The sequence below is a fragment of the Kitasatospora sp. NPDC005856 genome (assembly GCF_040629945.1).
GTDB lineage: Bacteria > Actinomycetota > Actinomycetes > Streptomycetales > Streptomycetaceae > Kitasatospora.
Genome location: NZ_JBEXWT010000062.1, coordinates 1 through 14,557 on the forward strand (window position 1 = coordinate 1; position 14,557 = coordinate 14,557).

General features: G+C 73.2%; 11 protein-coding genes and 1 rRNA gene. 6 read left to right on the forward strand and 6 right to left on the reverse strand.

Annotation, left to right across the window (positions count from 1 at the left end; translation table 11 throughout):
* Nucleotides 1–91: ribosomal RNA gene (gene rrf / locus ABZ449_RS29485) — 5S ribosomal RNA — on the forward strand; the annotation flags it as partial.
* Nucleotides 92–377: 286 nt separating this feature from the next.
* On the opposite strand, the gene ABZ449_RS29490 is transcribed toward rrf, so the two are convergent.
* Entirely contained in the window at nt 378–1,169 is a 792-nt protein-coding gene (locus tag ABZ449_RS29490; RefSeq protein ID WP_360352200.1) for a VOC family protein, read from the reverse strand.
* A 182-nt stretch (nt 1,170–1,351) separates the two neighbouring features.
* Between ABZ449_RS29490 and ABZ449_RS29495 the strand changes: the two genes are divergently transcribed.
* The 3 genes from ABZ449_RS29495 (at nt 1,352) to ABZ449_RS29505 (ending at nt 6,383) form a co-directional block, all read left to right on the forward strand.
* Complete coding sequence (locus ABZ449_RS29495) at nt 1,352–3,589, forward strand: ATP-dependent RecD-like DNA helicase (protein ID WP_360352203.1); 2,238 nt, start codon at nt 1,352–1,354, stop codon at nt 3,587–3,589.
* 225 nt (nt 3,590–3,814) lie between these two features.
* Nucleotides 3,815–5,104: a citrate synthase gene (locus tag ABZ449_RS29500; protein ID WP_355264308.1), complete on the forward strand. Its 1,290-nt coding sequence runs from the start codon at nt 3,815–3,817 to the stop codon at nt 5,102–5,104.
* A 559-nt stretch (nt 5,105–5,663) separates the two neighbouring features.
* Nucleotides 5,664–6,383: an SDR family oxidoreductase gene (locus tag ABZ449_RS29505; protein ID WP_360352206.1), complete on the forward strand. Its 720-nt coding sequence runs from the start codon at nt 5,664–5,666 to the stop codon at nt 6,381–6,383.
* A 191-nt stretch (nt 6,384–6,574) separates the two neighbouring features.
* On the opposite strand, the gene ABZ449_RS29510 is transcribed toward ABZ449_RS29505, so the two are convergent.
* Complete coding sequence (locus ABZ449_RS29510) at nt 6,575–8,833, reverse strand: heavy metal translocating P-type ATPase (protein ID WP_360352209.1); 2,259 nt, start codon at nt 8,831–8,833, stop codon at nt 6,575–6,577.
* Nucleotides 8,834–8,898: 65 nt separating this feature from the next.
* Nucleotides 8,899–9,117: a cation transporter gene (locus ABZ449_RS29515; RefSeq protein WP_360352212.1), complete on the reverse strand. Its 219-nt coding sequence runs from the start codon at nt 9,115–9,117 to the stop codon at nt 8,899–8,901.
* Nucleotides 9,118–9,299: 182 nt separating this feature from the next.
* Here ABZ449_RS29515 and ABZ449_RS29520 point away from each other — a divergent pair, with 182 nt between their 5' ends.
* Nucleotides 9,300–10,472, forward strand: a complete 1,173-nt coding sequence (locus ABZ449_RS29520; protein WP_360352215.1) for a PP2C family protein-serine/threonine phosphatase — start codon at nt 9,300–9,302, stop codon at nt 10,470–10,472.
* A gap of 148 nt (nt 10,473–10,620) precedes the next feature.
* Here ABZ449_RS29520 and dhaL read toward each other — a convergent pair whose 3' ends face one another.
* Entirely contained in the window at nt 10,621–11,244 is a 624-nt protein-coding gene (dhaL, locus tag ABZ449_RS29525) for a dihydroxyacetone kinase subunit DhaL (protein WP_360352218.1), read from the reverse strand.
* A gap of 20 nt (nt 11,245–11,264) precedes the next feature.
* Complete coding sequence (dhaK, locus tag ABZ449_RS29530; protein WP_360352220.1) at nt 11,265–12,257, reverse strand: dihydroxyacetone kinase subunit DhaK; 993 nt, start codon at nt 12,255–12,257, stop codon at nt 11,265–11,267.
* Nucleotides 12,258–12,414: 157 nt separating this feature from the next.
* Here dhaK and dhaM point away from each other — a divergent pair, with 157 nt between their 5' ends.
* On the forward strand, nt 12,415–12,807 hold the full coding sequence (gene dhaM, locus ABZ449_RS29535) for a dihydroxyacetone kinase phosphoryl donor subunit DhaM (protein WP_360352223.1): 393 nt from the start codon (nt 12,415–12,417) through the stop codon (nt 12,805–12,807).
* A 30-nt stretch (nt 12,808–12,837) separates the two neighbouring features.
* Here dhaM and ABZ449_RS29540 read toward each other — a convergent pair whose 3' ends face one another.
* Complete coding sequence (locus ABZ449_RS29540; RefSeq protein WP_360352226.1) at nt 12,838–14,550, reverse strand: bifunctional 3'-5' exonuclease/DNA polymerase; 1,713 nt, start codon at nt 14,548–14,550, stop codon at nt 12,838–12,840.
* Nucleotides 14,551–14,557 lie beyond the last annotated feature (7 nt).

Genomic DNA, 14,557 nt, shown 5'->3' on the forward strand with positions numbered 1-14,557 from the left:
GCCCGGTTACATTCCGAACCCGGAAGCTAAGCCTCACAGCGCCGATGGTACTGCAGGGGGGACCCTGTGGGAGAGTAGGACGCCGCCGAACAATTATTCAGAAGAACCCCCATCCGGTTTCCGGATGGGGGTTCTTCGCGTTTTGGGGCATTCTCGGAACGTTTCCGGAGCGATGTCGGAGCCTGAGCCTGCGAGGCCGCTGGGCGGGCATGGCCGCGAGGGTCCGGTGCGCCGGCGGCACCGTCCGTCGGATCGTCAGAACAGCCGCTTGCGCCCTGCTGGGGCGCCGGGAGTGGCTCTCGGCCGCCCAGCATTGTGTCTACGCCCGTAGCACCCCTTCACAGCCTTTCTGAAGGGCCGTGGGACCCCACCCGTCGTCACTCCCCGGGCTTGGAGCTGGTGATGACGGCGAAGACGGCGCCGTGCGGGTCGACCAGCTGGGCCAGACGGCCGACGCCGTGCACGTCCATGGCCGGGATCCGTACGGTCGCGCCGAGGGTGGCGGCGATGGCGAGACTGGCGTCGGTGTTGGGGACCTCGAAGTAGGGGAGCCAGTGCGAGGTGGTGCCGCGCGCGGTCTGCTCGGGGCCGAGCTGCATGATGCCGCCGTGGGCGTCGTCGGTGCCGCCGCCGGCCGGGGTGAGGACGGTGTACATCACCTCGCCGAACGGGACGTCCTGCTCCTGCCACTCGAAGACGGCGCGGTAGAAGGACTTGGCGCGTTCGGCGTCGACGCTGTAGCACTCCGCCCAGCAGAGGCTGCCCTCCTCGGTGACGAGGTCCAGGCCGCGGTTGTCGTGCGGCTGCCAGACGGCGAAGTCGGCGCCGGTCGGATCGGTGTAGCCGGCCATCCGGCCCGCGGTGAAGACGTCGAAGGGCGAGAACCGGACGCGGCCGCCGGCCTGTTCGACCAGGGCGGTGGTGCGGTCGGCGTCCTCGGTGGTGAAGTAGATCGTCCAGCCGGGCGGGGTGTCCTCCTCGGCGAGCGGGCCGAGGGCGGCGACGGTCCGGCCGTCGAGCTGGAAGAAGCCGTAGCCGCCGGCTTCGGGCCCGGCCGAGTCGAAGGTCCAGCCGAACAGGGCGGTGTAGAAGTCGACGGACGCGCGGGTGTCGGGGCTGCTCAGGTCGAGCCAGTCCGGGGAACCGGGGCGGAAGTCGGTGTTGAGCATGGCGGCACTGCTCCTCGGACGGGGCCCGGGCGGGCGTGGTCGGCGTCGGTCCCCCTCGGTTCCTCCCAGCCTGGCACCTCGGCCGGGGCGGTGCACGGCAGGCGACCGTTCAGGCTTTGTCGGCACCGGGCGGTACGGTGCGTAGCGGCATTGATCCACCCGTACCGGTCGAAGGGGGTCCGGTGAGCAAGCGGACGGCGCAGTCCGGGCAGCAGGTGCCGCAGCAGCTCGCGCAGGTCGAGGGCGTGCTGGAGCGGATCACCTACGCCAATGAGGAGACCGGCTACACGGTGGCCCGGGTGGACACCGGGCGGGGCGGGAACGACCTGCTGACGGTGGTGGGCGCGCTGCTGGGGGCGCAGGTCGGCGAGTCGCTGCGGCTGCACGGGCGGTGGGGTTCGCACCCGCAGTACGGGCGGCAGTTCACGGTGGAGAACTACACCACGGTGCTGCCCGCGACCGTCCAGGGGATCCAGCGGTACCTGGGCTCGGGGCTGATCAAGGGGATCGGGCCGCGGTTCGCCGAGCGGATCGTGGAGCGCTTCGGGGTGGAGACCCTGGAGGTGATCGAGAACGAGCCGGGCCGGCTGATCGAGGTGCCGGGGCTGGGGCCGAAGCGGACGAAGAAGATCGCGGCGGCCTGGGAGGAGCAGAAGGCCATCAAGGAGGTGATGGTCTTCCTGCAGGGGGTCGGGGTGTCCACCTCGCTGGCTGTGCGAATCTACAAGCAGTACGGCGACGGCTCGATCGGGGTCGTGCGGAACGAGCCCTACCGGCTGGCCTCGGACGTCTGGGGCATCGGCTTCCTGACGGCGGACCGGATCGCCCAGGCGGTGGGCATCCCGCACGACAGTCCGGAGCGGGTGAAGGCGGGCCTGCAGTACGCGCTGTCGCAGAGCACCGACCAGGGGCACTGCTTCCTGCCGGAGGAGCGGCTGATCGCGGACGGGGTGAAGCTGCTCCAGGTCGACGTCGGGCTGGTGATCGACTGCCTGGCGGAGCTGGTGGCGACCGAGGGGGTGGTGCGCGAGGCCGTCCCGGGGGAGGGCGGCGAGCCGGTCACGGCGGTGTACCTGGTGCCGTTCCACCGGGCGGAGATCTCGCTCGCCAACCAGTTGGTGCGGCTGCTGCGGTCGGACGTGGACCGGATGCCGTGGTTCGGGAACGTGGACTGGCCGGTGGCACTGGACTGGCTGGCGCAGAGGACCGGGGCCGAGCTGGCGCCGGAGCAGGAGCAGTCGGTGCGGCTGGCGTTGACCGAGAAGGTCGCGGTGCTGACGGGCGGTCCGGGCTGCGGCAAGTCGTTCACGGTGAAGTCGATCGTGACGCTGGCGCTGGCGAAGCGGGCCAAGGTGGTGCTGGCGGCGCCGACCGGCCGGGCGGCGAAGCGGCTGGCGGAGCTGACCGGGGTGGAGGCCTCGACGGTGCACCGGCTGCTGGAGCTGAAGCCGGGCGGGGACGCCGCGTACGACCGGGACCGGCCGCTGGACGCGGACCTGGTGGTGGTCGACGAGGCCTCGATGCTGGACCTGATCCTGGCGAACAAGCTGGTCAAGGCGGTGCCGCCGGGTGCCCACCTGCTGTTCGTGGGGGACGTGGACCAGTTGCCCTCGGTGGGGGCCGGGGAGGTGCTGCGGGATCTGCTGGCCGAGGGCGGGCCGGTCCCGTCGGTGCGGCTGACCAGGATCTTCCGGCAGGCCCAGCAGTCCGGCGTGGTGACCAACGCGCACCGGATCAACGAGGGCAGGCCGCCGCTGACGGACGGCCTGGCGGACTTCTTCCTGTTCGCCGAGGACGACGCGGAGCGGGCGGCCGGGCTGACGGTGGACGTGGTGGCGCGCCGGATCCCGCAGAAGTTCGGCTTCGATCCGCGCCGGGACGTGCAGGTGCTGGCGCCGATGCACCGCGGCCCGGCCGGCGCGGGGAACCTGAACACCCTGCTCCAGGCGGCGGTGACGCCGGCCCGGGAGGGGCTGGCCGAACGCCGCTTCGGCGGCCGCACGTTCCGGGTGGGGGACAAGGTCACCCAGATCCGCAACAACTACGACAAGGGGCGCAACGGCGTCTTCAACGGCACAGTGGGAGTGGTGACCGCCCTCAGCGCGGACGACCAGCGGCTGACGGTGCTCACCGACGAGGACGAGGAGGTGGCGTACGACTTCGACGAACTGGACGAGCTGGCCCACGCGTACGCGGTGACGATCCACCGCTCGCAGGGCAGCGAGTACCCGGTGGTGGTGATTCCGGTCACCATGTCCGCTTGGACGATGCTCCAGCGGAACCTGCTCTACACGGCTGTGACCAGGGCTCGGAAACTGGTGGTGCTGGTGGGGTCACGCAAGGCGATCGGACAGGCCGTCCGGGCCGTCAGTGCAGGTCGGAGGCACACCGCGCTCGATCATCGGCTGGCAACTGGATGATTATCCAACGGGATGGTTGCCTCTAATGTTCTCTTGACGTGAAGAGATTTACGGCAGAGCCTAGGGTGGTGCCGATCTTGTCCGGTTCGTACCGGCTGCGGCGGCAGGTTTTGTAGGGGCGGGCCCTTTCGGGCCACCCCGGGTGCGCGACTGTCCTCCGGATGGGGGATGGTGGAGACAGTCAGGGCACCTTGGAAGAGGATTCATTTCGTCGGTGAGGAAGACGTGAGCGACAACTCGGTAGTACTGCGGTACCAGGACGGCGAGTACGAATACCCCGTCGTCGAGAGCACTGCGGGCAACTCCGGCTTCGACATCTCGAAGCTGCTCCCGCAGACCGGCCTGGTCACCCTGGACAACGGCTTCGGTAACACCGCCGCGTACAAGTCCGCGATCACCTTCGTGGACGGTGACAACGGCATCCTGCGGTACCGCGGCTACCCGATCGAGCAGCTCGCCTCCGATGGCGGCTTCATCGAGACCGCGTACCTCCTGATCAACGGCGAGCTGCCCAACGCGGACCAGCTGGCGGAGTTCAACCGCGAGATCACCCAGCACACCCTGCTGCACGAGGACGTCAAGCGCTTCTTCCAGGGCTTCCCGCGGGACGCCCACCCGATGGCCATGCTGTCCTCGGTCGTCGGCGCGCTGTCCACGTTCTACCCGGAGAGCCACAACCCGTTCGACGCGGCCCAGCGCCACCTGTCGACGGTCCGCCTGCTCGCCAAGCTGCCGACGATCGCCGCGTACGCGTACAAGAAGGCGATGGGCCAGCCCTTCGTCTACCCGCGCAACGACCTGAGCTACGTCGAGAACTTCCTGCGGATGACCTTCGCCGTCCCCGCCGAGGACTACGAGCTCAACCCGGTCGTCGTCAACGCGCTGGACAAGCTGCTCATCCTGCACGCGGACCACGAGCAGAACTGCTCGACCTCCACCGTGCGCCTGGTCGGCTCCAGCCACGCCAACCTGTTCGCCTCGATCTCGGCCGGCATCTCGGCCCTGTGGGGCCCGCTGCACGGCGGCGCCAACCAGGCCGTGCTGGAGATGCTGGAGAGCATCCAGAAGGACGGCGGCGACGTCGACGCCTTCATCACGAAGGTGAAGAACAAGGAAGCCGGCGTCAAGCTGATGGGCTTCGGGCACCGGGTCTACAAGGCCTTCGACCCGCGCGCCGCCCAGGTGAAGCTGCTCGCGCACGAGGTCCTCGGCCAGCTCGGCAAGAACGACGAGCTGCTGGACATCGCGCTCAAGCTGGAGGAGCACGCCCTCAAGGACGACTTCTTCATCTCGCGCAAGCTGTACCCGAACGTGGACTTCTACACCGGCCTGATCTACCGCGCCATGGGCTTCCCGACCAGCATGTTCACCGTGCTGTTCGCGCTCGGCCGGCTGCCGGGCTGGATCGCCCACTGGCACGAGATGATCAACGACCCGACCAGCCGGATCGGCCGTCCGCGCCAGATCTACACCGGCACCGCGATCCGCGACTACGTCCCGCTGGACGCCCGCTGACCGGAGCGGAGCCGACCACCGGCCCGCACGGAAGCTGAGAGGGGCCCGGCCGCTGTCCGAGCGGCCGGGCCCCTTCGCGTCCCGGTGGCGCGCCCGAGGGCCCGCGCGGGGACGGAACCGAACGGCGCACGACTCCGGGGCCGGCCGCAGCCGGGGACGGCCGCTCAAAGCGTCCCAGACCCGCCAGAACCCCGGCGTCGTGCGCGAAGGCCGTCGAGTTCGACGACCGTTCCCGGGGCCCGCCGGAGCCCCGTCGGCGGCAGCCCGCCGGAAGCGCGGGGACACGTTGCCGTTCAGCGTGTCCCCGCCCATCGGAAAACTGCCGCACTACCAACCTAAGACGTATCAGGGTGCGAGAAGTTACGCCCGGGGGGTGTGAGCTGCCTCTCGCCACGCTCCGTGTGCGCGTCGTACCGCGCCCATATCACACCTTCGCTCGCGCGGTACGTCACCCTCCCCGCAGTCACGGCAACCGAGCGTGATAGGAATCGTGGCATTCCGGTACGGACCGGCGCGCACATTCGCAGCGCGATGGCGGAACTGGGGAGGGAGTGGGCAGATGGCCAGGAACGTCGTCGTCACCGGTGGTGGCACGGGAATCGGGTACGAAGTCACTCGGCGGTTCGTCGAGGCCGGCGACCGCGTGGTGATCGTGGGCCGCCGCCGGGAGGTCCTGGAGAAGGCCGCGGCCGACCTCGGGCCGAACGTCACCCCGCTGGTGTGCGACCTCGCCGACCCGGACGCCGTCGAGGCCGCGCTCGCCGAACTGCCCGAGCGGATCGACGTCCTGATCAACAACGCCGGCAGCCGGGAGACCGTGGTCGGCGGCGGGCCGCACGCCCTGCTGGCGCGCTGGCGCGGCGACTTCGAGCGCAACGTGCTGACCGTGGTGCTGCTCACCGAGTCGGTCCGCGACCGGCTCACCCCGGGCTCCGGCCGGGTCGTCACCATCAGCTCCATCGCCGCCCTGCGCGGGGCCGGCTCGTACGGCGCGGCGAAGGCCTCGCTGCATGCCTGGAACCACTTCCTGGCCGCCCAGTTGGGTACCTCGGGCATCACCGCCAACATCGTCGCGCCGGGCACCGTCGCGGGCACCGAGTTCTTCGGGCCGCGGCTGGACGAGGCCGAGGTCGCCCGCCGGGCCGCCCGCACCCTGCTCGGGCGGATCGGCGAGACCGGCGAGGTCGCGGCGGCGGTGCACTTCCTGGCCTCGCCCGAGGCCGGGTTCATCACCGGCGAGATCCTGCACTGCAACGGCGGCGAGCTGCTGGGGCGTTGAGCCGCCGGCGCACCGCGGCGCGGGGCGCCGAAGCACGCCGAAGCACGCCGAAGCACGCCGAAGGCCCCGACCGGACCTTGGGTTCTAACGGTCCTCGCAACACCCGCGATCTGTGGGAGTTGCGAGGACCGTTAGAACCCAAGGGTGACGGTCGGGGCCTTCGTGCGTACGGGGCCTTCGCGCGTGCGGGCTCAGGCGGGCCGGAAGCGGCGCAGCCGCAGGCTGTTGGTGACCACGAAGACCGAGGAGAAGGCCATCGCGGCCCCCGCGATCATCGGGTTGAGCAGGCCGGCGGCGGCCAGCGGGATCGCCGCCACGTTGTAGCCGAAGGCCCAGCACAGGTTGCCCTTGATGGTGCCCAGGGTCCTGCGGGAGAGCCGGATGGCGTCGGCCGCCGAGCGGAGGTCGCCGCGGACCAGGGTGAGGTCGCCGGCCTCGATGGCGGCGTCGGTGCCGGTGCCCATGGCCAGGCCCAGGTCGGCCTGGGCGAGCGCGGCCGCGTCGTTGACGCCGTCGCCGACCATCGCCACGACCCTGCCCTCGGCCTGCAGCCGCTTGACGGTGTCGACCTTCTCCTCGGGGAGCACCTCGGCGATCACGTCCTCCTGGGCGATGCCGACCTCGGCCGCCACGGCCTCGGCCACCGCCCGGTTGTCACCGGTCAGCAGCACCGGGGTCAGGCCCAGCGCGCGCAGCCTGCCGACGGCCTCGGCGCTGGTCGGCTTGACCGCGTCGGCGACCTCCAGCACGGCCCGTGCCTCGCCGTCCCAGCCGACCGCGATCGCGGTGCGGCCGGCCGCCTCGGCGGCGGCCCGGGCGCGGGCCAGGGAGGGCGGCAGGTGCTGCGCGCGGTCGGCCAGCAGGGCCTCGCGTCCGGCGACCACCGTGCGGCCCGCCACGACCCCCTCCACGCCCCGTCCGGGCACGTTGCGGAAGTCCGTGACGGCGGGCAGTTCGCCGGCCTCGGCGGCGGCCTCGGCGATGGCCCGGGCGATCGGGTGCTCGGAGGCGTGCTCGACGGCGCCGGCCAGCCGCAGGGCCTCGGCCCGGTCCACGCCCTCGGCGGTGTGCACGGCGACCAGGGCCATCCGGCCGGTGGTGACGGTGCCGGTCTTGTCCAGGACGACGGTGTCGACCTCGCGGGTGGTCTCCAGCACCTCGGGGCCCTTGATCAGGATGCCGAGCTGGGCGCCGCGGCCGGTGCCGACCATGAGCGCGGTCGGGGTGGCCAGGCCCAGCGCGCACGGGCAGGCGATGATCAGCACCGCGACGGCCGCGGTGAAGGCCTCGGTGGCGCTGTCGGTGGCCAGCAGCCAGACCACCAGGGTGGCCAGGGCGATCAGGATGACGACCGGGACGAAGACGGCGGAGATCCGGTCGGCCAGCCGCTGGGCGGCGGCCTTGCCGTTCTGGGCCTCCTCGACCAGCGCGGCCATCCGGGCCAGCCGGGTGTCCGCGCCGACCCGGGTGGCCTCGACCACCAGGCGCCCGCCGGCGTTGACGGTGGCGCCGGTGACGGCGTCGCCGACGGTGACCTCGACCGGGACGGACTCGCCGGTGAGCATCGAGGCGTCCACGGCGGAACTGCCCTCGACCACCACGCCGTCGGTGGCGATCTTCTCGCCGGGGCGGACCACGAAGCGGGTGCCGACCGTCAGCCGGTCCACCGGCAGCCGCACCTCGCGTCCGCCCTCCAGGACCGCGACGTCCTTGGCGCCGAGGTCGAGCAGGGCGTGCAGCGCGGCGCCGGCCCGGCGCTTGGAGCGGGCCTCCAGGTGGCGGCCGAGCAGGATCAGCACGGTGACGGCGGCGGCGGTCTCCAGGTAGAGCGTGGCGGAGGCGTCGGTGTCGCCGACGGACAGCGAGAAGTCGTGGTGCATCCCGGGCATGCCGGCGTGGCCCAGGAACAGCGCCCAGCAGGACCAGCCGAAGGCGGCCAGGGTGCCGAGTGAGACCAGGGTGTCCATGGTGGCGGCGCCGTGCCGCAGGTTGGTCCAGGCGGCGCGGTGGAAGGGCAGGCCGCCGTAGACCACCACCGGGCCGGTGAGCGCGAAGGCCAGCCACTGCCAGTCGGTGAACTGGAGGGCCGGGACCATGGACAGCAGGACCACCGGGACGCTGAGGACGGCGCTGATCAGCAGCCGGTCGCGCTGGGGGTCGGGCTCTTCGGGCCGGGCGGACGGCTCGGGCGCGGGGGCGGCGGGCGCCGGAGGCGGGGGGAGCTCGGCGGTGTAGCCGGTGCGCTCGACGGTGGCGATCAGGTCCTCGACCGTGGTGCCGGGGCCGAAGTCGACCCGGGCCTTCTCGGTGGCGAAGTTGACGGTGGCCTCGACGCCGTCCATCCGGTTGAGCTTCTTCTCGATCCGGGCGGCGCAGGAGGCGCAGGTCATCCCGCCGATCGCCAGCTCGACCCGGTCCCGGGCCCCGAGGTCCGGGGTGGACGTGCTCATGCGGATCAGCTCCTCGGTCGGGTGGGCGGCGGGGACGCTGCGGCGCCCCCGCCGTGCCGGGCGGTTCAGGCGCTGCGGCCGACCAGCTCGTAGCCGGCCTCGTCGATCGCGGCGCGCACCTGCTCGTCGTCCAACGGGGCGGCGGAGGAGATCGTCACGGTGCCGGCCGCGGAGTCGGCGGAGACCTCGGTGACCCCGGCCAGGGCGGAGACCTCCTCGTTGATCGCCTTCTCGCAGTGGCCGCAGCTCATGCCGGACACGGTGTAGGTGATGGTGCTGGACATCGGAGGCCTCCGGGAGGTCCGGGCGGCCCGGGTGTTCGACCGGGACGCGGCGCTGGCAACGACTCTTATGACGACACCATACCCCTCCAGGGTATTTATGGGGGCGGTGGGGTGGGGCGCTCCGCGGAGCGGGGACCGGGGCCGGTCGGGCCTCGCCCGTGATCGTCCCTTATGTTCGATATGTGTTTCCGCCCCGCCGCGCCCAGTCTCCCTCGGCTCCCACGGCAGCCGGACTGCCGCCGGACCGGCAGCGCGGCGCCCTGCTCGCCGCCGACCTCCAGGACGTGCCGTTCTGGAGGCGCGCCACCCCGGCGCTGATCGCCATCGTGCTGGTCGGGCTCGCGGACTTCCTCTCCGGGAAGGACCGCTACCTGGCCCCGCTGATGACCGTGGTGCCGACCATCGCGGCGCTGACCCTGAAACCCCGCGAGCTGCTCCTGGTCTGCTCGCTCGGGCTGATCACGGTGTTCGGGCTCAGCCACCACGACGAGGTCGACAACATCAACGATGCCCGCTTCCTGTACGGGGCGATGATCAGCTACGTCGTCCTGACGCTGTTCTCGGCCTGGGTCGCCAAGATCCGGATGCGGCGTGCGGCGGCCTTCGCGGCCGTCAGCTCCGTCGCCGAGGCCGCCCAGCGGGCGCTGCTGCAGCTGCCGGGGCCGGCCGTCGGACCGCTGCGGCTCGCGGTGCGGTACGTGTCGGCGGCGGACGCCTCACGGATCGGCGGGGACCTGTACTCGGTGCTGGAGACGCCGCACGGCACCCGGGTCGCGGTCGGGGACGTCCGCGGCAAGGGACTGGCGGCGGTGCAGACCGCGGCCGTGGTGCTGGGCGCGTTCCGCGAGGCGGCGTACGACGAGGCCGGGCTGCGGGGCGTCGCGTCGCGGATCGAGGCCAGCGTCGAACGGCACGTGCCGGACGGGGAGTTCACCACGGCGCTGTTCGCGGAGTTCCGTACGCCGGGGGCGATGGAGCTGCTGCAGTACGGGCACGTGCCGCCGATCCGGGTGGACCACGAGGGTCGGGCGCACGTGCTGCACGCGCCCGACCCCTGGGTTCCGCTCGGGCTCGGCCGGCTGGCGGCGGGGGAGCCGACCACCTGGGGGCAGCCGTTCGGGGCGGAGGACGTGCTGGTGCTCTGCACGGACGGGGTGATCGAGGCGCGGCACCGGACGAGCGGGGAGTTCTACCCGCTGGCGGAGCGGGTCGGGCCGCTGGTGCGGGGAGCCGCGCGCTCGGCGGGGGAACTGGAGGCGGCGGTGGGGCGGGTGTACGCGGACCTGCTGGCGCACACGGGCGGTGAGCTGCGGGACGACGCGTTGCTGCTGCTGATCGCGCGGACGGACGGGTGAGGGGCCCCTGCGGGGCGGGCATGTGGGGGGCTTGGCTCTCGGGAGGGTGGGGATGGGGCGGCTCCGGGGGTGGCCGCTCCGGGGGCTGGATGCTTTTCAGACTGCCGACTCTGTGGGGTGGGGGTGGTTTGCTTTGGGTGGGTGGGGCTCAGGCGGTGACGTCGGCGAGGGTGCGGAAGACGAGGGCCGTGGAGGTGGCGCCCGGGTCCTGGTAGCCGATGCTGCGTTCGCCGAGGTAGGACGCACGGCCCTTGCGGGCCTGGAGGGGGACGGTGTCGCGGGCGCCCCGTTCGGCGGCGTCGGCGGCCGCGGCGGCCGCCGCGGGGAGGCCCGCGCCGGTGGCGGCCGCGGCGCGGAAGGCGGCGACGGCCGGGGTCCAGGCGTCCACGATGGTCTTGTCGCCGAGGTCGGCCTTGCCGAGCAGGCGGACGGCGTCCAGGCCGGCCGACAGGGCCTCGGCGACGGCGGCCGGGCCGGCCGGTTCGGGCAGGGCGGTGCCGATGGCGCGGAAGGCCTTGCCGTAGAGCGGGCCGGAGGCGCCGCCGACCTTGGAGATCAGCGTGGTGCCGGTCTTGGTGAGGACGGCGCCGGGGCCGGCCGGCTGGAGGCCGTCCAGGGCGGTCAGGGCGGCCGCGAAGCCGCGCCGGAGGTTGCTGCCGTGGTCGCCGTCGCCGATCGCGGTGTCCAGCTCGGTGAGCCGGGAGTGCTCCTTCTCGACGGCCGCGGCGATCGCGCGGATCCAGGCCTCGGCCAGCGGGGTGTCGAAGTCCATCGGGTCTCCTTCGGTGCGGCTCAGCGCTTGAGGGCGGGGGTGTCGACCGGGGCGTCCCAGAGTTCCAGCAGCTCGGGGTCGGCCTTGGTGAGGGTGAGCGAGAAGCCCGCCATGTCCAGGCTGGTGACGTAGTTGCCGACCAGGCTGCGGGCCACGGCGATGCCGCGCTCGGCGAGCCTCGCGGCGACCTCGCCGTAGACCACGTACAGCTCCAGCAGCGGGGTCGCGCCGAGGCCGTTGAGCAGGGCGATCACCTCGTCGCCCGGGGTCAGGTGGTGGTCGGCCAGGACGGTCTCGACCACCTCGGCGGCCAGCTCGCGGGCCGGGCGGAGCTTCTCGCGCCGGCGGCCGGGCTCGCCGTGGATGCCGACGCCGACCTCGATCTCGTCCTCGGGCAGGTCGAAACCGGGTTTGCCGGCGGCCGGGGCGGTGGCCGCGGTGAGCGCGATCGCGAAGGAGCGGGAGGCGGCGTTGACCCGCTCGCCGAGGGCCGCGACCTCGTCCAGCGGGGCGCCGCGCTCGGCCAGCGCGCCGGCCGTCTTCTCCACCAGCACGGTCGCGCCGGTGCCCCGGCGCCCGGCCGTCCAGGTCGAGTCCTCGACCGCGACGTCGTCGTTGACCAGGACGGTGCGGACCTCCAGGCCCTCCTCGGCGGCGAGTTCGGCGGCCAGCTCGAAGTTCATCACGTCGCCGGTGTAGTTCTTCACGATGAAGACCACGCCGGCGCCGCTCTCCACCGCCTTGGCGGCGGCCAGCATCTGGTCCGGGACGGGCGAGGTGAACACCTCGCCGGGGCAGGCGGCGTCGAGCATGCCGGGGCCGACGAAGCCGCCGTGCAGCGGCTCGTGGCCGGAGCCGCCGCCGGAGATCAGCGCGACCTTGGGACCGGCCGGGCGGGCGGCCCGGGTGATCACCCGGTTGGGGACGTCCACCGTCAGCTCCGGATGGGCGGCGGCGATTCCGGCCAGCGCGTCCTCCAGGACGCTCTCCGGGGTGTTGATCAGCTTCTTCAACGCTCTTCGCTCCCTTGGTGACCGGGGTGAGGACGCCACGGCGGTCGATGCCGTCGACCCGACGCTACGCCAGACGGGGGTGGTGGGCACGGGGTGCGACACGCGGGATTCCGATCACCCTCCCGGAGCAGTGGGTTCCGGCCGTAGGGTCGGCCGCATGAGTGAGAACGTGGGCATTGTTCTGGTCTCGCACAGCGCCCGGCTCGCGGAGGGGCTGCGCGAGCTGCTCGGCGAACTCGCCTCGGACGGCGTGCGGGTGGTCGTCGCGGGCGGCACCGAGGACGGCGGGCTCGGCACCAGCTACGACCTGATCGCGGGGGCGATCGCGCGGGCCGACGCCGGGGCGGGCGTGGTCGTGCTGCCGGACCTCGGCAGCTCGGTGCTCACCGCCGTCACGGTGCTGGAGGACGAGCCGCGTCCGGGCGTGAAGCTGGTGGACGCGCCGTTCGTGGAGGGCGCGGTGGCCGCCGCCGTCACCGCCTCGACCGGGGCGGCGCTGGCCGAGGTGGTCGCGGCGGCCGAGGACGCGCGGGGGTTCAGGAAACTCTGACCACCCGGCGTCCGTTCGCCGGACGTCCGCTCACTTGGCGTCCGCGTAGCAGTCCACCACCGCCGTGCTGAGCGGGAAACGCACCGGGGTGTCGCCGAACACCAGCCGGCGGGCCTCGTCGGCCGCCTCGGCGACGGCGGCGGCCACCTCGTCGGCGAGGTTCGCCGGGGTGTGCACCACCACCTCGTCGTGCTGGAAGAACACCAGGTGCGGGCGGTCCGCCGGGCCGGCCGCCGGCAGGTCGTTCAGCCGGCGGCGCAGCGCGGCGAGCAAGGCCAGCGCCCAGTCGGCGGCGCTGGCCTGGATGACGAAGTTGCGGGTGAAGCGGCCGCGGGCGCGGGCGGTGCGGCCGCCGGCCTCGCCCGCGGTGTCGCCCTCGGTGAGGTCGAGGAAGTCGGCGGAGGCCGGAGGGCAGACCCGGCCGAGCCGGGAGGCGACCACGCCGCCGTCCTCGCCGGTGCGGGCGGCGGCCTCGACGTAGCCCATCGCGGCCGGGTAGCGGCGGTGCAGGGTGTTGAGCAGCGGGCCGATGTCGCCGCTGGTCTGCCCGTACATGGCGCCGAGCAGGCCGAGCTTGGCCTTGTCCCGGTCGCCCTGGAAGGCGTGGGTGGCGAGCGCCTCGTACAGGTCGCCGCCGGCGGCGGTGCGGGCCAGCCCGGCGTCCTGGGAGAGCGCGGCGAGCACCCGGGGCTCCAGCTGGGCGGCGTCGGCGACGACCAGCAGCCAGCCCGGGTCGGCGACCACGGCGCGGCGCAGGATGCGCGGGATCTGCAGGGCGCCGCCGCCGCGGCTGGCCCAGCGGCCGGAGACCACGCCGCCGACCACGTACTCGGGCCGGAACCGGCCGCCGCGGGCCCAGGCGTCCTGCCAGGCCCAGCCGTGCGCGACGTGGATCCGGGACAGCTCCTTGTAGCGGATCAGCAGCTGTGCGGCCGGGTGGTCGATGCCCTTGAGCTCCCAGGAGCGGGTGGAGCCGAGCTGGACGCCGGCCTCGGCGAAGGCGCGCAGCACCTGGGTGTGCGAGTCGGGGTTGAACGGCTTGGCGCCGAGCGCCTGCTGGAGGTCGACGGCGAGCTCGGCGAGGACCCTGGGCTGGGTGCCGGGGACGGTCGGGCGGGGGCCGAGCAGTTCGGTCAGCAGGTGGTCGTGGACGTCGGCCCGCCAGGGCAGCCCGTCGTGGGCCATCTCGGCGGCCACCAGGGCTCCGGCCGACTCGGCGGCGACCAGCAGCCGGAACCGCTGCCGGGCGCCCGGGTCGGCGATGGCGGCGATCCGGCGCTGCTGTTCGGCGTGGACGGCGACCACCGCCGCCAGCGGGTCGGCGCCGGGCGGCAGTTGCAGCCGGTCGGGGGCGAACAGGGTGTCCTGGCCGTCGTCGGCGTCGGCCAGGCCCGGTTCGGGCAGGTCCGCCGGGACGGGCAGGCCGCTCAGCCGGGCCCAGGCGGCGCCCAGCGATCGGGGCGCGCCGAACCGGCCGTCGTGCGCCAGCAGCAGCGCCTCGACCAGCCGCAGGTCGTGGCAGCGGGCGAGCCGGTCGGGCAGGTGGGGCAGCAGCGGGGCGTACCCGGAGTCGGCGGCGGCCCAGATCCAGCGCGGATGGTCGGCGGCCTCCCGGGCGGCGACGGCGGTGGCGAGGTCGCGGACGGCCTCCGGCGGGCCGAGCGGGGCGCCGGCGTCGTCCAGCGCCTGGAGCCGGCCGCCGGGGCCGTGCGGGTCGGGCGCGAGGGCGGTCCTGGGTGCCACGGGTGCT